We start from the raw sequence: 17,522 nt of genomic DNA, 5'->3' as shown, positions 1-17,522 counted from the left end.
GATGGAGAGGTTGACAGCCACCAAGGTGGAGATCATAATAGGCAAGTACCAGTTGGAGAAGGTCATCGAAGTCCTTCATCAACTCAAAGTCCCCGGTTACAGCGTGATGGAGCATGTTATGGGAATGGGAGAGAGGGGTATTATGAGAGGGGACGAACCCTCCGGAGCAATGGAAAACGTGTACGTGGTAGTTGTGTGCGATGATAACCTCGCAGAAAGACTTATTAAGGAGGTATCTCCTGTGCTGAAAAGATACGGTGGCTTATGTGTTCTCTCTCAAGTTACCTTAGTAAAACCTTAGAATCTTTATGGCTTTCCTTTTCCCTACCTGTCCTAGAAAGGCTAAAGCCTTGGGCACGCCACTTACCCTAACCTCCACAGGTTCTCTGAGACCTTTCTGTAGTATCATAGTATCACCCACCTTCATATTGAGAAGATCCCCCAGCTGTATTTTCTGTCTACCCAGTATCACCTCTAGGTTTAAAGGTATCTCTTCTAAAGCCTGCAAGAGCTTGTTGGAAACCTCCGGCGATCTAAGTTCCGTGATTCCTTTAAGGACCTCCTTGTAGGGATCCAAAGATTCTTCAGGTATTGCCAGATACATATAACCTTCGCTCCCCTCCAGAGATACAAGAAGCTTGAGTACTATAAACTTCTCTTTGGGGCGTGCTATCGTCAGAAGAGAAGGATTAGTTTCCAATCCTTGTGGGATGACTTTCACCTCCATAACGGTGTTCCAGACTTCCTCCAACTCTCTGTAACATATTTCTAAAATTTTCTGCACTATTCTCAACTCTATCTTGGTGAATTCTTTCCCCTCTATTTTGTAGGGTTTAGGTGGTCCACCAAACAAGCTACTGACGGTCATATATATTATCCTGGGATCAAGGACCAACATACTTACACCCCTTAGGGGGTGTACGTTAAAAAAGCCTATTGCTGAGGGGAAGGGTAGTTGGGAAACAAACTCTGAGAACCTGACAACACTTACACCTTCTTTGAGTACTGCTGGTATGCTCACCATAACCGATGAGAGGGATCTTTTGAGGGAAGAAACCCAACGTTCCAATATGAGTTCAAGTCCAGCTATTCTACTAGCCGAGATGTGTTCCAGTGTACTAATATCAAGGGGCTTCACCTCTTTGTGAGTTACGGTAGTTTTAGTCTCCTCCTCCTTACCCAGCGCCTGCAGAAGGAGGTTCACCTCTTCCTGTGACAGAAACTCCTCAGCCATCAGCCCTTACTCCTGAGCCAACTTTTTATAATTTTGGCCACCTTCTGTGGTTCTTGCTTCGCCAGTTCTGCCACAGCCTCCAGGCTGGCTACTTCCTTAGCCTTTACCCTAATTTCCTCCGTCACCATCGTCTCTGGTACTGGCGGTACAGCCGTTGGGGGAGTAGGTAAGGGTACCTGTTTCCTGCGTCGCATGAACACCAGAAGGGAGAAGACGAGCAAGGAGGCTATAAGGACCCCACCTACGATATACGGCCAGTATACCCTTTCTTTAGCCTTCTCCTCTCCCAGAGTAGGTCTATGGAAGGGGACAGCTACCACACTGATGGTATCACCTCGCCGTTGGTCGATGCCTGCGGCCGTTTGGACAAGCTCCCTTATACTATCCAGGTTAACATTCTTCAGCTGGCTGTTTACCACAACACCCACGCTCAGTCGCCGTACCTTTACTAAAGGTTCCTCCGTATAGATCTGTTTCTTACTGACCTCATAGTTGGTTATAGTCTCCGTCCTCTCAGAGAGAGTCTGGCCTCCAGCACCCACACCGGTGGCAGGAGGTATGTTGGAAGCTGTGCCAGGTACACCTCCTAAGGTGCCCCCTAAAACCCTCTCCTTCTTCTTCTGCTGACTTACTACGGCGGTCATATCGGGATCGTATATCTCTTCTTTACTTTCCCTTCTTGTAAGATCTATATCGGCAGAGACTCTCACCTTCACGTTACCTACACCCAACGCCTCTTCCAAGATTTTCTGAAGCTTCTTCTCTACCTGTTCTTCATACTCTCGCTTTATCCTCAGCTCTCTCTCAGTTAAGTCCATCTCCTCTCCTAACAGGGAGGTGAGATCTCTTCCTCTATCGTCTATCACCACCACGTTCTTAGGATCAAGTCGCGGTACACTTAAGGCCACAAGGTTCCTTATAGCCTTTACCTGCTCCGGAGAAAGCTCATAGCCCGGTTTCAACCTAACAAGGACACTCGCCGTAGGTTGTTCTTCCTCTCTCACAAAGATAGATCTCTGAGGCATACCGATATTCACCTTTGCTTCTTCGACGCCCTGTATCCTCATGATGGTTTTAGCCAGTTCACCCTCCACAGCCCTTTTGAAATTCACCTGATTTTGAAAATCGGATACAGCAAAGTTACTCTTGTCAAATATCTCATAACCCACCACACCCTTACTGGGTATTCCCTTTGCCGCAAGTTTGAGTCTTATGTCCCTCACCTTATCCTCAGGAACCAACACACTCCTCCCATCACCGCCCAGTTTGTAGGGGACACCTTCCTTCTCAAGCTCCGAAAGCACAGCTGACATATCCTCCTGAGAGAGACCCGAGTATAGAGGCACGTAACGGGCAGAGGAAGCCAACAGCACCATCAACAGAAGGGAGATGAGTCCAGCTGCCACCGCACCTGACAGGATAAGTTTCTGTTTCGTGGATAGTTGTTCTATCTTTGTCTTTAGCTCCCTTAAAAGGGTTCTGTAATCCATATTACTACACCTGCATCCTGTTGAGTTCCTGAAAAGCCTCCACAAGTTTATTGCGGATCTGTACGAGTAGTGATAACGCTAAGCTCGCCTTTTCCATCTCAATAACGAGGCGGTGTAGGGGGACATCCTCACCCTTCAAAAAGGCCTCCCTAACATTGTTGGCTTCCTGTCTCTGCTGGTTCACCCAAAGAACAATGCGCTTAAGCTCCTCAAAGAAGTCAGAGGTACGTCTCAGTTCTTTCCCATACTGTAACGTACCTTCACCGAGACCTCTTATCTCCATAGCTCTAACGTCCTCTGTACTATCTCCTTTGTAGCGTTAAAGGCTGTCAAGTTGGCCTCATAGCTTCTCAATGCGGACAGCATGTCCACCATCTCTGCCGTAACATCCACGTTGGGGAGTCTCACAAAACCATCCCTATCAGCCCTAGGATTGGTAGGATCAAAGAGGAGCCTGAAGGGAGCGTCGGACCTTCTTATCTCTACTACACGCACTGGGACAAGCCCTTTACTGAGGTTTCCTGGAGTTTCAACAGCCTCAAAAACAGGTTCCAACCTCCTGTAGGGCTCCCCTTCCCTCGTGTAAGATTCATAGTTGGCCAGATTGGAGGCTATCACGTTGATCCTCACCCTCTGAGCATACATTCCAGACGCAGACACCTCAAAGACCTTAAAGACCTCCATCATTTGGCATCCCTCAGCACGTTTCCTATGCCATCCAAACTTCTCTTAGCAAGATACATGTAAGTTTCGTAGGCCAGCTTGTTCTGAATCAACTTAGATATCTCTTCTTCTAAACTCACACCGTTTAGATCGTTGCCCACGAGACTTCTCTTCACCTCTACCACCCTGTATACCACCCCATTCTCTGGATCTATGTGGCGTGGCCTCGTTGTCTTGAGGGGTATTTCAGAGTTTCTTAAGGAAAGAAGTTCCTTAGGCATGTACCTAGGTGTGTCTGCATTGGCTATGTTACTCACAATGACCTTGTGTCGTAACCATCTTTCATCCAAAAGGGGTATGATCCTGTTTACAGTATCAAATAGCCCCATCATTCACCGTAAAGGGTAAGTATGGCTTTTGCAACAGGGTCCTGACCTTCCTTGGCCTGCTCTAAGACCCAGCGCAGTGTTTTTTCATCTCCTTGCATACTACTTATCTTAGCAACACGGTAAAGACACAACCAGTACACACCATTCTTAGGAGCTACCTCCGTGTACTCCATGCACATCTCCTTTGATCTCCCATAGTTTCTCTCCTTATAATATAAATCTGCCAGGGTGAGCAGTACAGTGGGTACGTAACCCGATAGCCTGATGGATCCTCTTATGTCCTTCAGCGGAAGGTCTTCCAAAATCTGCCTTCTCTTGGTCATTAATCCTAAAAGTATCTTGGCCTCTAACAGATCCTCTCCCTTAAGTCTGTAAAGCACTTTTTCTAGCACCTTGAGGCCTTCTTCCTTATCCTGCAGTAACATTATCTGAGCCCTCAGAAAGTCCTTGATAGGTTCGTCGACGGAGTCCACAAGTTCAAAATAAGCACCGTCTCCGTGGAAAACGGCCCCCCTAACCAAACCCTCCGTACCCCATAGGAAGGTGTAGTTCTTCGCGTTGGCGCTGTAAAGCTCCTTCATAAGTCTGTATTCTTCATCGCGGTAGGGGTTAAGATAGTATGACCTGAGTTTTGCGTACATGGGTCCTACCTTCACCACAAGATCACCCACCCATAGGATGTCGTCTTTTAAAGGGACACTCTTCTCCCTCATGATGTAAGGCTCTAGTAAGGTACCCCTGCGCAGGGAAAGGTAATACAAACCTAGGACTGCGGGTATGGAGTAAACCTTCTCTTTGTCCAACCACGCTATGCGCGAAAGATACTTATCGTACCAAGCCAGTTCCCTTTTGTAAGCCTTCAGAAAATCTTCATACAACCATAGCTGGGATATTATGAGTCTGAGAGCAGTACTCTGTAACACACCTCTCTTCACAAGTCTACCCAGTGCAGCTCGTGCCTCCACAAAGTTGTTATTCTGAAGATGTATGAGAGCCAGATAGTAGTCGGTTTGTTCCCCGTAAAAGCTGTCTTTGTCCACCCTCTTTAGCATCTCAAAGTAAGATAGGGAACTGCGCCAGTCACCGGCCATGTAATGTGCCACTGCGTACCTGTAAAGGAAATGGGGATCCTCTTCCAGTTCTCTGTTTACAGACTTTGCCTCCTTCATGAGGATGAGAGCCTCCCGGAAGTTCTTGGTGTTAAAAAAGTAAAGGCCCTCCGTAAGGAAAAGAAGGTATTCCTGATCGCCTAAAGTGGAAGGATCCACAGTACCGATGAGGGTTATATCAAACACTCCGCCACAGAGAGCTTCCGCATAGAGGGTCTTCAAGAGATGTACACTCCAGCCTGTTTTACCGTAAAGGTCACTGAACACTATCCGCGCGGCGCTGCAGTTTCCCATGAAAAGATACGTATCCCCCACTATCTCCTGATACAGCAAGAGGTAGTTGGGTTTTTTGTAATGGTGTGGATACATATGCAAGTAAGCCAACGTAGACATCAAGCCCTGTCTGTCTCCCTTCCCTTTATAGAGATGAGCGTAAGCGTAACCCAGGTACAGGTAAGCAAGTTCCCCATAGTGTCCCTCTCTGCCCATACTGTAAGCGTGAGAGAAATCTATAATGGCATCTGCATAGTTACCGTTCTTCATCTGAAGATATCCTCTATAGAAGTAAGTCATAGCTAATCTCTCATTTTCCAAGGTTGATCCTACTGACATATATAGACCCAACAACGCTGTCATCAGCAAGGTTTTAGATAACACCCATCTCCAGTTTCTCAAGCCATTGTCTTTTGTACTCACCGAAACGCCCCTCCTCTATGGCTCTCCTGGCACCCTCCATCAGTTTGTGATAGAAATAAAGATTGTGTATGGTGTTGAGGATATAGGCTGATATCTCCTCTGACTGGAAGAGGTGCCTCAGATAAGCTCTGCTGAAGTTTTTACAGGTATAACAGTCACATTGGGGGTCCGGAGGAGAGAAGTCTTTCTTGAAGCGCTCGTTTCTTATGTTGAGGCGCCCGTAAGAGGTAAAGAGTGTACCCGTTCTGGCAAAACGCGTGGGAGCCACACAGTCAAACATATCTACACCTCTGTCAATGGCTTCCAGGAGGTCTTCCGGAAGACCTACACCCATAAGGTACCTGGGTTTCTCCCAAGGTAGATACTCACAGACCAGTTCCGTAATGTCGTACATCATGTTTTTGGGTTCTCCCACCGACAACCCTCCTATGGCATACCCATCCAGCTCTCTCTCTACGGTACGCAGCGCTGACTCCCTCCTTAGGTCCTCAAAGAAAGCACCCTGTACTATTCCGAAAAGAGCTTGATCCTGTCTTTCCTTGGCGGATATGCTTCTATCAAGCCACCTTATGGTCCTTTCGAGGGCCTCTTTGGCGTAAGCGTATGTGGTGGGGTACTCAACACACTCATCAAGAGGCATCATTATGTCAGATCCAAAAGCTTCCTGAATTTTTATCACCAGTTCGGGTGTGAAGAAGTGAAGATCCCCGGCCAGATGATCTCTAAACTCCACACCCTCTTCTCTCACCTTTACCCTTGCTCTTCCGTCCTTTCTACCCCGTGAGAGGGAAAACACCTGAAAACCTCCACTGTCGGTTAGGATAGGTTTCCTCCAGCTTATGAAGTTATGCAGCCCACCTGCCTTTTTTATAACTTCTACGCCCGGTCTCAGATAAAGATGGTATGTGTTACCCAGAATGATCTGGGTGCCTATCTCCTCCAGCAGTCTGTGAATCATAGCCTTCACAGTTCCCTGTGTACCTACCGGCATAAAAACAGGTGTGTGTATCTCTCCGTGGGGAGTAAAGAGAATGCCTCTCCTGGCTCTCCCACACGAGGCTATAATGCGGAAAAGCATCTTACCTCAGTACATACCGCCGTTAACGTGAATGATCTCACCCGTTATGTAACTGGCAAGATCGGAAGAGAGAAACACCACTATCCCTGCCACGTCCTCGGGGGTGCCAAAGCGCCCTAAAGGTATGTTTTTGAGATAACTCTGTTTTATATCTTCCGAAAGAACAGAGGTCATATCGGTTTCTATAAAGCCTGGAGCCACGGCGTTGACGGTGATGTTTCTGCTAGCCAGCTCTTTGGCAAGGCTTTTTGTGAACCCTACGAGTGCCGATTTGGTAGCTGAGTAGTTGACCTGTCCTATGTTGCCTGTAAAACCCACGACGGAAGATATGTTGATGATCCTTCCCCAACGGTTCTTCACCATACCCTTAACTGCGAGAGATGTTACTATGAAGGTACCCCTGAGGTTTACCTGAAACACTTCATCCCAGTCCTCCAAGGTCATCCGCAGGAACAGTTTGTCCCTCGTTACACCGGCGTTGTTAACGAGGATGTCCACACCTCCTAACCTCTCCTCCACCTCAGCGTAGGCCCTCTTTATAGACTCGGGATCCTCCAGTCTCAGCTCTATCCCAATGGCTTCACCAGGTAGCCTTTCGGCCACTTCCTGCGCTCTACTTCTTTCTCTTCCCGTCACCACTACAGTGGCACCTGCCTGAGCGAGAGCCTGAGCTATGGCTCTTCCTATACCTCTCGTTGCTCCCGTCACCAGAGCCCTTTTGCCCTGTAGATCTATGCATAACATGGGAGATATTATACGGTTTAATCCACTCTGTATCCAAAACTTTTGACCAGTTCAGGCCTCTTTCTCCAGTCAGGCTTTACCCTCACGTAAAGCTCCAGGTATACTTTCCTTCCCGTTATTAGTTCCAGCTCCTCCCGAGCCATTTTACCTATACTCTTTAACCTTTGCCCCCCCTTACCTATTATGATGGGTTTGTAGTTCTCCCTGTCCACAATGATCTCACCTTTTATCACCAGGACGTTAGGATCGTGTTTACCGTCGCTCACTTCGTAGACAACCACCGCCACGCCCTGAGGTATCTCCTGGTGGACCTTCATAAGAACCTTCTCCCTTATGATCTCCGCTGCCAGAAGTTTAAAGGGAAGGTCCGTTACCATCTCCTCAGGGAACAGAGGCTCACCTTCGGGAAGGTATTTCACTATAGTTTTGAGGAGTTCGTCCAGGTTGTATCCCTTTAAGGCGCTTATGGGTATCACCTCACGAAACTCTGGGTGCTGATCCGTTATCTCTTTAACGAAAGGAAGAAGCTCATCCACCGGTCCTACTTTATCCACCTTGTTGATGACGAGAAAAACAGGCTTATCCTTGGCATACTGTTTTATGTAGGTGTTAAAGACCATCTCATCATCTTGTCTCCAACCGTCCTCTGCGTCTATCATGAAAAGAATAACATCTGCGTCCTGAAGGGAGGTTGCCGCCTGACTCACCATAGCTTCTCCCAACGCATCACGGGGTCGGTATATACCGGGTGTGTCAAGGAAAACAATCTGGGCTTCGTTAGGTATGTTCTTCACACCCAGAACCCTTATACGGGTGGTACCAGGTTTTGGTGACACTATGGACACCTTGGTACCTATCAGATTGTTAAGGAGAGTAGACTTACCTACGTTGGGTTTACCCACTATGGCTACGTATCCTACCTTCATATCCTCTCCGCTATAGCTTGGGCAAACTCCATGGTGGAAAGGGCTTTGGCCTCTACACCCATCTTTTCAAAACCCTTCGCTATGTCAGGAGTTCCCAGACGGTCCTCTATAGCCTTCTTGACGGCATCGTATATGAGCTGGGCGGCCTCTTTCCAACCCAGGTATTCCAACATCATAGCTCCCGACAGGGTTAAAGATAGGGGGTTGGCTATGTTCTTACCGGCTATATCGTAGGCTGTACCGTGAGTGCTCTCAAAAAGGGCGTACCCGTCACCTATGTTACCGCTAGGGACAAATCCGGGACCACCTACCAGCGCTGCTGCCAGATCCGATATGTAATCTCCATTAAGGTTCTGAGTTATTATGACATGGTAGGCTTCTGGTTTTAGAACCAACTGCATGAGCATCTGGTCCGTTATAACACGTGTAAGAAGGACCTGTCCGTCTTTTGGTTCTCCTTCGGTGATAACTCTCCCCTCAAACTCTGGCTCCTTTGCCACTTCAAAGGCCCAGTTCATGAAGGCGCCTTCGGTGGCCTTCATGATGTTACCCTTACCAACGACGGCCACCACTTTTAACCCTTTCTCAAGGGCGTATCTCAGAGCCTTTCTGACATGTCTCTTGGTTTTATACTCACTCATAGGTTTCACTGTGATACCACAGTCCTCGGGTAGAGCGTAGGGAGAAACTCCCATCTCCTCTAAGAAAAACTTCCTGACCTTCTGGGTGTCCTGAGAACCCGGCATGTACTCTATACCCATGTAAACGTCATCGGAGTTTTCCCTAAACACTGTGACGTTCACCCTGTGAGGTTCGGGTATCGGTGCAGGTTGTCCCAACCAGTAGACGGGTCTTATGGCCGAGTAGAAATCCATAGACTGGCGCAGTATGGCGTTGAGGGACTTACCACCCTTACCCACAGGTGTGCCTAAAGGTCCCTTTATGCTGACAACGGCCTCCTTGAGAACTTCCAGTGTTTCTTCTGGCATACGTTTACCGGTGAGAGCCTCTGCCTTATCACCTGCCAGCAGTTCCACCCAGTATATGAGTCTGCTTCCTCCGTAAGCCTTCTCAACAGCTCTGTTGACCACGAGTATCATGGCAGGTGCTATCTCGGGGCCTATGCCGTCACCTTCTATGAAGGGTATTATGGGATTGTGGGGCACCTCTATCCTCTTGTCGGGCAGGAGCTTTATAAAGCTCCCCTCCTGAGGTAGAACAGCTTTGCCTTCCCATCTGTAGACTCTCTCCAGCATGAGATAAGATTATAATGGATATAATACCCGCTGGCTGAGAAACCGAGTCTTCTTGACAGGACACATCCCCTTAACTTATACTAGTGGTAGCGAGAATATCAGCGATGAGGTTGGAAGATATAGTGGCCAGAAGTGTAAGGATAGAAGTGGTTGGTGAGATAAGGCGTTGCGGGAAGGGTGAGGACTCTAAATTTTACTGCCTTCCTGTTAAGATACACTTCGACAATGGCAGTGTGGTAGATTACCAGCTGAGGGCTCACGGAGAACCCAAAACTCTCATAGACTTCCTGGAAAACAAGAAAGGGCTGAAGGATAAAATGGAGAAGGGGTTCGCTCTCCTAAAGAACGGCGAGGTTATATACGCAGCTTACCTACTTGCTCAAGATAGCAAGAGCGGTTGATATATCTTTCTGTATCTGTTCTCTGAGCTCCTCCACTCTCTGAAACTTTCTCTCCTCTCGCAAAAAGGCTCTGAACTCCACCTTCAACCACTTACCTCTCACATTCACTGACGAACCTATTATATGCACCTCCAGTGTTTTCCTTTTACCGTCAAAGGTAGGTCTATAGCCGTAGTTGGCAACGCCGGGTAGATGATCGTTTACCATTACCGCATATACTCCTTCCTTTAGGCACAGATTTTCGGTATGATCCAGATTGGCTGTTGGCACACCTATGGAGGAACCTCTACCTTCTCCTCTCACCACGCGTCGCACTATGTAGTAATATCTTCCCAAGAATTCCTTTGCCTCTTCCAGGCGTCCTTCGTGCAAAAGTCTCCTTATAAGGGTACTGCTCACCACATGACCTTTTACCTGAAAGGGTTCTATCCCCTCCACCTCAAAACCAAGATCTTTTCCCAGTTCTCTTGCCAGTTCTATCTCCCCTTCCCTTCTAAAACCGTAGCGCCAGTCGTAACCTACCAGAAGGTGTTTGCATCTGAGACGGTGGTGAACCACATCTCTTATAAAATCCTCCGCCTTTGTGGAAGAGAACCTTCTGTCAAACTTTATGAAAACCACTGTGTCCACACCTGTAGCCAAGATGAGCTCTGCCCGTTCTTCTACCGTGGTGAGTTCACAGGGTGCCTGTGAAGGTGCTAAGACACGTGCAGGATGAGGATAAAAACTCAGCACACAGCTCATCAAGTTCTTCCTTTCGGCTACCTTCACCAACCTCTTCAGAAGATGAACGTGTCCCAGATGTACTCCATCAAAAACACCTACAGTGAGGGCTGTGTCGTAGTCTAATCTGTCCACACAAGGATAACCCTTTGGACAGCCATCATCTAAACGTAGAAAAACTACTTTTTCCATAGCCTCTTTATCTTCTCCCAAAAACTTATCTCCTGTGTAGGTAAAACCTTTTCCTCCATGATGAACCTATCCACGTAATCGTCGAGAAGTATGAACCTGTCACATATCTTTCTCAAAAGGTAGGAACTGGTTTTTCTGAAGGAGGCGTTTTCTACCCTCTTACCTATTCTCTGCACCTCCTCCACCGTGTAAGAAAAATCACTGTCGCCACTTACAAGTATCGCTGTGTCGTAGACGTTCATGTAGGCCATGCTCAGCATATCGGTAGCTAACATTATGTCCACTTCCTTCTCCAAGTACTCTCCTGTTGGTAGTTTTCTTAGGGGTGCGGTCTTCACCTTGATACCCATGAGGGAAAGTTCTTCCAAAAAACGCCTTTGTCTTAGGAGACTCTCCCACTCGGGAGTGTTTCTTTTAACATCCCTCTCTTGGGGTACAGCTCCGTAAAAGTAGGCTCTTACCAGTTTTCTGTCCTCTCTTAGAAACTCCACCAACTTACTGTAGTCTATCTTTATGTTGAGGTAACGTATGGCATGGAAAAGGTTAGACCCATCTATGAAGATGACCACCCTTTCCATAAAAGCTATATGCTGAACCTAAGAAAGGCAGCCAGCCCATCTATCTTTTTCTGAAGATGGGGGTCTACTATTATCTCCACCGTTGCCCTCTCTTCCAACGCCAGTTCTATCACCTCGTCCACTATGTCGGGTAGAGAATAAGGTTTTTCGTCCTCCATGGGACATTCAGGGTTGAGCACAGGTATGTGGGACTTAGGACAAAAGTAACCTGCCTTCTGAAAGTCTTCCGGGACCAGGAGGGTCTTTACATTACCCATGTAAAGCTGTTGCAGTACCAAGGACGTTCCGTTCACCGCTAATCCTTTTCCTACTAAATCCTCCAGTTTTTTCACCAAATGCGCTTCTTCTTCCCTGTCTTTCTGCCACAGAAGATCCAGAACCTTTTCCCTAACCTCATGGGGTGAAGCGGTGCTTACGTTCACGTTGATGTAACCTACCAGCCTTTCAAGAAGATACGTGTGAAGATGGTTCTCTATCTCCCTTATGTCGTCCCTTTCACTTCCGATAACCAACTTATCAAACTTGCTCTCCTTCCAAGCCTCCATAAGGGCGTCGTTGGCCAGCTTGAAGAGCCTGTGTTTTTCCTCCCTTATCCTCATGTGGAATCTGTACTCACCGTAGGCATGAGCCGAGGCATAAGCCGGTGTACCCCGTGAAGGTATGGAGTACCTCATGGCTCCTTCAGCACCTTTCAGCAGAGCACCACCGCTGTGAAATCTGTGGGATCTTGTAGCCAAAGGCTCTAGAAAATCCAACATCTCCACAGTCTCCACCATATCCATAAGGAAGAACCTTACATGCTTTCTGTCTATAAGGAGTACGCCTACTCTTCCCAATTCCTCATCAATAGCCGCTATCTCCCTTATGAGGGGCACGTAAGAAACCATCAGTCTGTTTCTGTACACGTAGGGGAGGTGCACCACCTCCCACAGATCCCTCTTGGAGGAGGAAAAGATGGCTACACCTCGTGAACCTTTCATGTTTTCCAGCTCTGAAAGAAAATTCTCTATCTTTCTCAGATCTTCCTCCACCTGCTGGCTACCAAACCTCTCCTCTATGGATTGTCTGTGGGCCTTGACGATATCTTTAAAGGTCTTCAGGTACCTTCTGTCTACCCTGTCCTCGGGCATAAGTCTCAGGTAGAGACTCACCACAGGAGATCCGTCAGGTTGGAAGGACGTAAGATTATCGAGGATTCTCTTCAGGTCTCTCATATTCCTCCTCCGCGAAGATGGTTTAACTACTATATTTTACCAAAACCTCCCTTAGATACCTTTCCTTGTCCTTGTTATCTTCCGAGTTCAAGATGCCCACCACCAGCCACCTGCGGTTCTTCCCGTAGGTGAAGTATATTCTCCCTCCCTTAGGTTTCAGTTTGAAGATGTCCTTTACCCCCCTCATGGGTTTCAACTGGTCGGTGGGTTGCGTAAGATTCAAGATATGTAACTCCTTGAAAAACTCCCTTCTCTTGGTGCGTGGCAGATCCATAAGTTCGTCCAAAGCTCGGGACTCCCACTCTATGTTTTCGTAAATATCACTCAGATACTCCAAGATGACTTCCCTTCTGGAAGAAGTAGAAGATCTCTCTTTTTCCAGATGCAGCTCCAAAAGCTGCTTTTCTTTGGAAAGCTCTTCCAGCTTCTCCTTCAGTTGGGCTACTTCTTCCCTCAAGTTTCTGTTTTCTCGGTCCAACTCTTCCAATAGGGCTTGCATCTGTTGTACCTCTTTCAGGAGTTTTCTCCTTTCGTTCCTAAGTCGTGAAAGTTCCTCCTGTTTGTTGAGGGAAGGTCTACTGTTCTGAACCTCCTCTAAAAGCTCCAAAAGCCCCCTGTTAGCTTCCACAAGACGCTCCATTCTCTCTCTGTAAGAGACAAGCTCCCTCTTTGCTGTCTCCAAGTTTCTCAGAACTTCCCTGTACTGGTTTCTCAAACTCTCAATTTCCTTTTGGGATAGTTCTAGTCCTTCCAGTTTTTTCTCTATCTCTTCCTTCTCCCTTAGAAGGATTTCCAGTTTGGTTTGTGCATCCAAGCTTTCGCGCTTTAGTTTCTTTATGTTTTCTTCGTTGCGCCTTAAAAGATCTTCCAACTCCCTTATACGCCTCTGATACGGAGGTTCCAAAAGCTGTGTGAAAAGTAAAGCTAACAGAAAAGGAGGTAAGTTCTGCGTAACTGTCCCGTAATCTCTTTCCATCAGGGCTCTTCCTATCACCTGAAAAAGGAAGATGTAACCTATCCAACCTATCACTTCCCTCCTGGCCCCAAACAACCAGGAGAGATAAAGTACGGATATGAAGGAAAGAAGGGTTACTATCTGTGAAAGATCCTCTGGGAAAAGGCTTATGGGTGAGTACATAGAGAGGTATTTAAGGGAGAATAAGCTGGATGCCATAAGAAATGCCAGTACAAAGGGCTCCCTTATAGCCATAGTTCTATAAGTTATACTTTTTCCTTAGGACATGAGGTTGGTTTTTCCCATCACTTTACTGAGCATCTTTGTGGTGTGCGCTGTGTTGGCAGATTTCCTCGCCCCTTATCCCTACCACCTTCAGAACAGAAAGGCTCCCTATCACCCACCTACACGTATACACCTTATCAAAGATGGTAAGCTCTCACGTCCCTACGTGCATCCTTACGTGTTGGAGGATCCTGTTTTTAAAGTCTACAGGGAAGATTCTTCTACCGTCTGTTATCTCAGCTTCTTCAAAAGGACCGAGTACGGGTTTAAGTTGATAGCAGTGGACAAGCCATGTCACATCTACCTTCTCGGAACTGATGGCTTAGGAAGAGATGTTTTTTCAAGACTCCTTTATGGATCCCGTGTATCCCTACTGGTTGGTCTTGTGGGGGTGAGTGTTACCTTCGTGATAGGAGTGGTGGTGGGTGGTTTATCGGGGTACGTAGGGGGAAGAACCGACAGCGTCATCATGAGGTTGGTGGAGGTGCTTATGTCTATTCCCACCTTTTACCTTATGCTCTCTCTTAGATCTCTCTTTCCCCTTAACATGGATCCCACACAGGTCTTTCTGGCGGTGGTGTTTATCCTGTCTGTCGTGGGTTGGGCTGGGCTCGCTAGGGTGGTGAGAGGAATGGTGCTTTCCATAAGGGAGAAGGAGTTTGTTTACGCTGCGAAGACTTACGGAGCGAGTACGTGGCGCATTCTCTTTAAACATATCATCCCCAACACTTACTACTACCTTGTGGTATCAGCCACTTTATCTTTCCCCGCCTATGTGTTGGGAGAGTCGGCCCTAAGCCTCTTGGGTTTGGGTGTACAAGAGCCTCAACCCAGTTGGGGTAACATGCTGGCAGAAGCTCGTAACATAAACCTCATCCCTTACTATCCTTGGATACTTTCTCCGGGTGTGGCCCTCTTTCTTTTGGTGCTAGCCTTTAACCTTTTGGGAGATGAGCTTTCCAAGAGGTGAGTTAACATGAAAGACCTTCAGCTTAAAGTCCTCAGAAACGAGCCTTTATCCCACAACACATGGTTGATGGAGCTGGAAGGTGGCCCTGTGGTAGACCTTCTGAAACCCGGGCATTTTGTGATGATGAGAAGCTGGAAAAGTTTGGATCCTCTTGGTAGAAGAGCTTTTGCTGTTGCCGACGCTACGGAAAGTAGTTTTACCATAATGTACCAGGTAGTGGGGAGAGCCACCGCTCTCCTTAGCCAGGTGAGAGAAGGAGAGGAGGTGAGCGTGCTGGCACCCTTAGGTAAAGGTCTTTTCTCTACAGAAGGGGACAAGCATCTTTTGGTGGGTGGAGGTATAGGTATGGCCGGCCTCACCTTCTTGGGTAAAAAGCTCATCAGAATGGGTAAGGAGGTCCTCGTGGCTTACGGTGCCAGAACTAAAAGGGAACTTGCTCTTCTTCATTGGCTGAAGAGGGAAGGGTTTGAAGTTCTCCTCTATACAGAGGATGGTTCGGAAGGCAAGAAGGGTTCCGTTGTTGACGTTCTTGATTATGTTGATAGTACATGGACTGTACATGCCTGTGGTCCTGTTGGTATGCTTAGGGCCATCAAAAACAGATCTGCCGGAAGAAGGGTTTTTCTCTCTCTGGAGGCGCGCATGGCTTGCGGTTGGGGGGTTTGTCTTGGCTGTGTGGTGGGTAAGGAGAAGGGTGGGTATGCGCGAGTCTGTTACGAAGGTCCTGTCTTTGAAGCCAGTGAGGTGGTTCTGTGATGTTTACGGGAATTGTGGAACAGGTAGGTTATGTGGAGTTTATCTCTTTCAAACCCGAGGGGCGTAGAATAGGTGTATCCTGCCACTTTCAGGACGTTAAGGTGGGTGACAGTGTGGCTGTCAACGGTGTGTGTCTCACCGTTGTCTCAGTGAAGGAGAATCTTTTGGAGTTCGATGTATCTTACGAAACGTTACGCAGGAGTAACTTGGGAAGTCTCACCAGGGGAATGTCCGTCAATCTGGAGAGGGCTCTTCAGGTGGGAGGGAGGTTGGGCGGACATATACTTTACGGTCACGTAGACTTCTGCGGAAAGTTGCGCCATCTCAGGAAGGTGGGTGATTTCTGGCATATGGAGGTAGAGATACCAACCGAGTGGTCCTTGTACTTTGTGGAAAAGGGTTCTGTGGGTATAGATGGCATAAGTTTGACGGTAAACGAAGTGAGGGAAGATACCATCACTATCACTGTGGTACCCCACACTTACAACAACACTAATCTCAAAAGTAAGAAGGTGGGAGATCTCCTCAACGTGGAGGTGGATGTAATAGGCAAGTACATCATCAACTATATAAGGAAACATAGGGGTGGACGATTAGAAAAACTTATAGAAGGGTTTCTGGGAGAGTTACTATAATTAAATCATGCATGTAGTTTGCAAACAAGCTATATACGATAGAGATGGTAAGGTAGCCTTCTATGAGATCTTTGTGCAAGACAGATTAACCGGACAGTATCCTGAGAACTTGGACCCTCTTAAGGCCACCGGTATGGCTGTAGATGTGCTTGTCCAGATGGGACCACAGAGAGTAGGAAACGGACACCTTGTTTTCGTAAACGTACCCGCCATATTTCTCTCAGCGGAGATGTTCGATCTTCTACCGCCGGAGTACGTAGGTATTGAGCTGGTGGAGAACAAAAGGTTGAGCAACGAGCTCCTTGCCTCTATCAACACTCTCCTTAAGAGGGGGTTCAAGTTCTGTATAGATGATTTCGGTTTTGAGAAAATAGACTATCTTCCCCTTCTTAACAAGTGTCAGTTTGTGAAGATAGATTTTCGAAACAACCCTTACGATGATGAGGAACTTAAGGAAGTTGTTAGCATACTTAAGAGTTTGAAGAAAGGAATAATAGCAAAAAACATACAAACTAAGGAAGACTATGAAAGGGCGTATTCTATAGGCTTTCAGTATTTTCAAGGCTTTTATCTCTCTAAACCTGTAGTTATAAGAGATACACGCACCATAGCTTTCCTCAAAAGTACGCTATTTAAGCTGTACAATGCTATAAGAGAGAAGGATATGAAGAAGGTGGTGGAGGTGTTGGAAAAGGACGTGGGCGCAACTTACAAACTTCTTAAGTTTGTAAACTCTGCCTTCTTTCCAAAGGCGAGGAACATAAGTAAACTGGATGAGGCTGTGGTGTATCTCGGTTTCGACAATGTGGTGAAATTCGCCATCGTACTGGCACTTTCCGAGATGTTCGCCCCCGAGGAGGATAAGGATCTTTGGGAGAGGGCGGTGTGTAGAGCATTACTCACTGAGAAGCTGGCTGAGATCTATGCACCTCATGTGAAAGACAAGGCTTACATGGCTGGCCTCTTCTCCTTATCCAAAGAGATATTTGGAGAGGAACCGGAAGACGTTGCCCGTGAACTGGCACTGGACAAAGACATACAGGAAGCTTACGAAAGAAAGCTCAACGAGATAGGTTTTCTCCTATCGGTGGTGGAACTTCTGGAAGATGCGGGAAACGAAGACACCATACAGAAGGTAGCGAAGGTACTTAGGACCACTCCCGAGAGTGTACGTAAAGCTATGGAAAAGGCTAAGGAGGAAGCCAGAGCCATCTTTGAAGGTTTTTGA

20 protein-coding genes are annotated in these 17,522 nt (G+C 47.3%); 6 read left to right on the top strand and 14 right to left on the bottom strand.

Annotation, left to right across the window (positions count from 1 at the left end; genetic code table 11):
- Position 1: 1 nt before the first annotated feature.
- Entirely contained in the window at positions 2–301 is a 300-nt protein-coding gene (locus tag THAL_RS03305) for a DUF190 domain-containing protein (protein ID WP_012991696.1), read from the top strand.
- Here THAL_RS03305 and fliM read toward each other — a convergent pair.
- The 10 genes from fliM to THAL_RS03255 all read right to left on the bottom strand — a co-directional run bounded on the left by fliM (position 287) and on the right by THAL_RS03255 (position 9,585).
- Positions 287–1,234 carry a flagellar motor switch protein FliM gene (fliM, locus tag THAL_RS03300; RefSeq protein WP_012991695.1) on the bottom strand — a complete coding sequence of 316 codons (948 nt, stop codon included), beginning with the start codon at positions 1,232–1,234 and terminating at the stop codon, positions 287–289. The two genes, THAL_RS03305 and fliM, sit on opposite strands and share 15 nt — an antisense overlap.
- Entirely contained in the window at positions 1,234–2,724 is a 1,491-nt protein-coding gene (fliF, locus tag THAL_RS03295) for a flagellar basal-body MS-ring/collar protein FliF (protein WP_012991694.1), read from the bottom strand. The genes fliM and fliF overlap by 1 nt, the downstream gene beginning before the upstream one ends.
- Before the next feature lie 4 nt (positions 2,725–2,728).
- Complete coding sequence (gene fliE, locus THAL_RS03290) at positions 2,729–3,007, bottom strand: flagellar hook-basal body complex protein FliE (RefSeq protein ID WP_012991693.1); 279 nt, start codon at positions 3,005–3,007, stop codon at positions 2,729–2,731.
- Complete coding sequence (flgC, locus tag THAL_RS03285) at positions 2,998–3,411, bottom strand: flagellar basal body rod protein FlgC (RefSeq protein ID WP_012991692.1); 414 nt, start codon at positions 3,409–3,411, stop codon at positions 2,998–3,000. The genes fliE and flgC overlap by 10 nt, the downstream gene beginning before the upstream one ends.
- The gene (locus THAL_RS03280; protein ID WP_012991691.1) at positions 3,408–3,779 is read right to left on the bottom strand and encodes a flagellar basal body rod protein FlgB; all 372 of its coding nucleotides are present in this window, start codon (positions 3,777–3,779) and stop codon (positions 3,408–3,410) included. The genes flgC and THAL_RS03280 overlap by 4 nt, the downstream gene beginning before the upstream one ends.
- Positions 3,776–5,458, bottom strand: a complete 1,683-nt coding sequence (locus THAL_RS03275) for a tetratricopeptide repeat protein (RefSeq protein ID WP_041434077.1) — start codon at positions 5,456–5,458, stop codon at positions 3,776–3,778. The genes THAL_RS03280 and THAL_RS03275 overlap by 4 nt, the downstream gene beginning before the upstream one ends.
- A gap of 73 nt (positions 5,459–5,531) precedes the next feature.
- On the bottom strand, positions 5,532–6,659 hold the full coding sequence (gene tgt / locus THAL_RS03270) for a tRNA guanosine(34) transglycosylase Tgt (protein WP_012991689.1): 1,128 nt from the start codon (positions 6,657–6,659) through the stop codon (positions 5,532–5,534).
- A 6-nt stretch (positions 6,660–6,665) separates the two neighbouring features.
- On the bottom strand, positions 6,666–7,403 hold the full coding sequence (gene fabG, locus THAL_RS03265; RefSeq protein ID WP_012991688.1) for a 3-oxoacyl-[acyl-carrier-protein] reductase: 738 nt from the start codon (positions 7,401–7,403) through the stop codon (positions 6,666–6,668).
- Positions 7,404–7,420: 17 nt separating this feature from the next.
- Positions 7,421–8,329 carry a GTPase Era gene (gene era / locus THAL_RS03260; protein ID WP_012991687.1) on the bottom strand — a complete coding sequence of 303 codons (909 nt, stop codon included), beginning with the start codon at positions 8,327–8,329 and terminating at the stop codon, positions 7,421–7,423.
- On the bottom strand, positions 8,326–9,585 hold the full coding sequence (locus THAL_RS03255) for an NADP-dependent isocitrate dehydrogenase (RefSeq protein WP_012991686.1): 1,260 nt from the start codon (positions 9,583–9,585) through the stop codon (positions 8,326–8,328). Before THAL_RS03255 ends, era begins: the two co-directional genes overlap by 4 nt.
- Positions 9,586–9,689: 104 nt before the next feature.
- Here THAL_RS03255 and THAL_RS03250 point away from each other — a divergent pair, with 104 nt between their 5' ends.
- Entirely contained in the window at positions 9,690–9,986 is a 297-nt protein-coding gene (locus THAL_RS03250) for a hypothetical protein (RefSeq protein WP_012991685.1), read from the top strand.
- Here THAL_RS03250 and THAL_RS03245 read toward each other — a convergent pair.
- From THAL_RS03245 to THAL_RS03230, 4 genes are read right to left on the bottom strand one after another with little or no spacing between them, the layout of a single operon-like run.
- Positions 9,957–10,901 (bottom strand): bifunctional riboflavin kinase/FAD synthetase, encoded by a 945-nt coding sequence (locus tag THAL_RS03245; RefSeq protein ID WP_012991684.1) that lies wholly within the window; start codon positions 10,899–10,901, stop codon positions 9,957–9,959. The two genes, THAL_RS03250 and THAL_RS03245, sit on opposite strands and share 30 nt — an antisense overlap.
- Positions 10,889–11,479, bottom strand: coding sequence for a LabA-like NYN domain-containing protein (locus THAL_RS03240; RefSeq protein WP_012991683.1), 591 nt, complete (start codon positions 11,477–11,479; stop codon positions 10,889–10,891). The genes THAL_RS03245 and THAL_RS03240 overlap by 13 nt, the downstream gene beginning before the upstream one ends.
- 5 nt (positions 11,480–11,484) lie before the next feature.
- Positions 11,485–12,693 (bottom strand): baeRF12 domain-containing protein, encoded by a 1,209-nt coding sequence (locus tag THAL_RS03235; protein ID WP_012991682.1) that lies wholly within the window; start codon positions 12,691–12,693, stop codon positions 11,485–11,487.
- Positions 12,694–12,715: 22 nt separating this feature from the next.
- On the bottom strand, positions 12,716–13,903 hold the full coding sequence (locus THAL_RS03230; RefSeq protein WP_052293038.1) for a coiled-coil domain-containing protein: 1,188 nt from the start codon (positions 13,901–13,903) through the stop codon (positions 12,716–12,718).
- Between the two features lie 31 nt (positions 13,904–13,934).
- Between THAL_RS03230 and THAL_RS03225 the strand changes: the two genes are divergently transcribed.
- Genes THAL_RS03225 through THAL_RS03210 form a run of 4 tightly spaced genes read left to right on the top strand, consistent with a single transcriptional unit; the run spans position 13,935 to position 17,522 of the window.
- The gene (locus THAL_RS03225) at positions 13,935–14,903 is read left to right on the top strand and encodes an ABC transporter permease (protein ID WP_012991680.1); all 969 of its coding nucleotides are present in this window, start codon (positions 13,935–13,937) and stop codon (positions 14,901–14,903) included.
- Positions 14,904–14,909: 6 nt separating this feature from the next.
- Entirely contained in the window at positions 14,910–15,659 is a 750-nt protein-coding gene (locus THAL_RS03220) for a dihydroorotate dehydrogenase electron transfer subunit (protein WP_012991679.1), read from the top strand.
- On the top strand, positions 15,659–16,294 hold the full coding sequence (locus THAL_RS03215) for a riboflavin synthase (RefSeq protein WP_012991678.1): 636 nt from the start codon (positions 15,659–15,661) through the stop codon (positions 16,292–16,294). The genes THAL_RS03220 and THAL_RS03215 overlap by 1 nt, the downstream gene beginning before the upstream one ends.
- A 7-nt stretch (positions 16,295–16,301) precedes the next feature.
- A complete protein-coding gene (locus tag THAL_RS03210; protein ID WP_012991677.1) occupies positions 16,302–17,522 on the top strand; it encodes an EAL and HDOD domain-containing protein in 1,221 nt (406 codons plus the stop codon).

This window comes from Thermocrinis albus DSM 14484 (assembly GCF_000025605.1).
GTDB classification, from domain to species: domain Bacteria; phylum Aquificota; class Aquificia; order Aquificales; family Aquificaceae; genus Thermocrinis; species Thermocrinis albus.
Note: the sequence above shows the minus strand (reverse complement) of the source record. Positions and strands in the feature narration are given on the sequence as shown.

Excerpts from the sequence above, each read along its gene's own strand:
- THAL_RS03305 (WP_012991696.1), top strand. The coding sequence starts at position 2 with ATGGAGAGGTTGACAGCCACCAAGGTGGAGATCATAATAGGCAAGTAC.
- fliM (WP_012991695.1), bottom strand. The coding sequence starts at position 1,234 with ATGGCTGAGGAGTTTCTGTCACAGGAAGAGGTGAACCTCCTTCTGCAG.
- fliF (WP_012991694.1), bottom strand. The coding sequence starts at position 2,724 with ATGGATTACAGAACCCTTTTAAGGGAGCTAAAGACAAAGATAGAACAA.
- fliE (WP_012991693.1), bottom strand. The coding sequence starts at position 3,007 with ATGGAGATAAGAGGTCTCGGTGAAGGTACGTTACAGTATGGGAAAGAA.
- flgC (WP_012991692.1), bottom strand. The coding sequence starts at position 3,411 with ATGATGGAGGTCTTTAAGGTCTTTGAGGTGTCTGCGTCTGGAATGTAT.
- THAL_RS03280 (WP_012991691.1), bottom strand. The coding sequence starts at position 3,779 with ATGATGGGGCTATTTGATACTGTAAACAGGATCATACCCCTTTTGGAT.
- THAL_RS03275 (WP_041434077.1), bottom strand. The coding sequence starts at position 5,458 with ATGACTTACTTCTATAGAGGATATCTTCAGATGAAGAACGGTAACTAT.
- tgt (WP_012991689.1), bottom strand. The coding sequence starts at position 6,659 with ATGCTTTTCCGCATTATAGCCTCGTGTGGGAGAGCCAGGAGAGGCATT.
- fabG (WP_012991688.1), bottom strand. The coding sequence starts at position 7,403 with ATGTTATGCATAGATCTACAGGGCAAAAGGGCTCTGGTGACGGGAGCA.
- era (WP_012991687.1), bottom strand. The coding sequence starts at position 8,329 with ATGAAGGTAGGATACGTAGCCATAGTGGGTAAACCCAACGTAGGTAAG.
- THAL_RS03255 (WP_012991686.1), bottom strand. The coding sequence starts at position 9,585 with ATGCTGGAGAGAGTCTACAGATGGGAAGGCAAAGCTGTTCTACCTCAG.
- THAL_RS03250 (WP_012991685.1), top strand. The coding sequence starts at position 9,690 with ATGAGGTTGGAAGATATAGTGGCCAGAAGTGTAAGGATAGAAGTGGTT.
- THAL_RS03245 (WP_012991684.1), bottom strand. The coding sequence starts at position 10,901 with ATGGAAAAAGTAGTTTTTCTACGTTTAGATGATGGCTGTCCAAAGGGT.
- THAL_RS03240 (WP_012991683.1), bottom strand. The coding sequence starts at position 11,479 with ATGGAAAGGGTGGTCATCTTCATAGATGGGTCTAACCTTTTCCATGCC.
- THAL_RS03235 (WP_012991682.1), bottom strand. The coding sequence starts at position 12,693 with ATGAGAGACCTGAAGAGAATCCTCGATAATCTTACGTCCTTCCAACCT.
- THAL_RS03230 (WP_052293038.1), bottom strand. The coding sequence starts at position 13,903 with ATGGCTATAAGGGAGCCCTTTGTACTGGCATTTCTTATGGCATCCAGC.
- THAL_RS03225 (WP_012991680.1), top strand. The coding sequence starts at position 13,935 with ATGAGGTTGGTTTTTCCCATCACTTTACTGAGCATCTTTGTGGTGTGC.
- THAL_RS03220 (WP_012991679.1), top strand. The coding sequence starts at position 14,910 with ATGAAAGACCTTCAGCTTAAAGTCCTCAGAAACGAGCCTTTATCCCAC.
- THAL_RS03215 (WP_012991678.1), top strand. The coding sequence starts at position 15,659 with ATGTTTACGGGAATTGTGGAACAGGTAGGTTATGTGGAGTTTATCTCT.
- THAL_RS03210 (WP_012991677.1), top strand. The coding sequence starts at position 16,302 with ATGCATGTAGTTTGCAAACAAGCTATATACGATAGAGATGGTAAGGTA.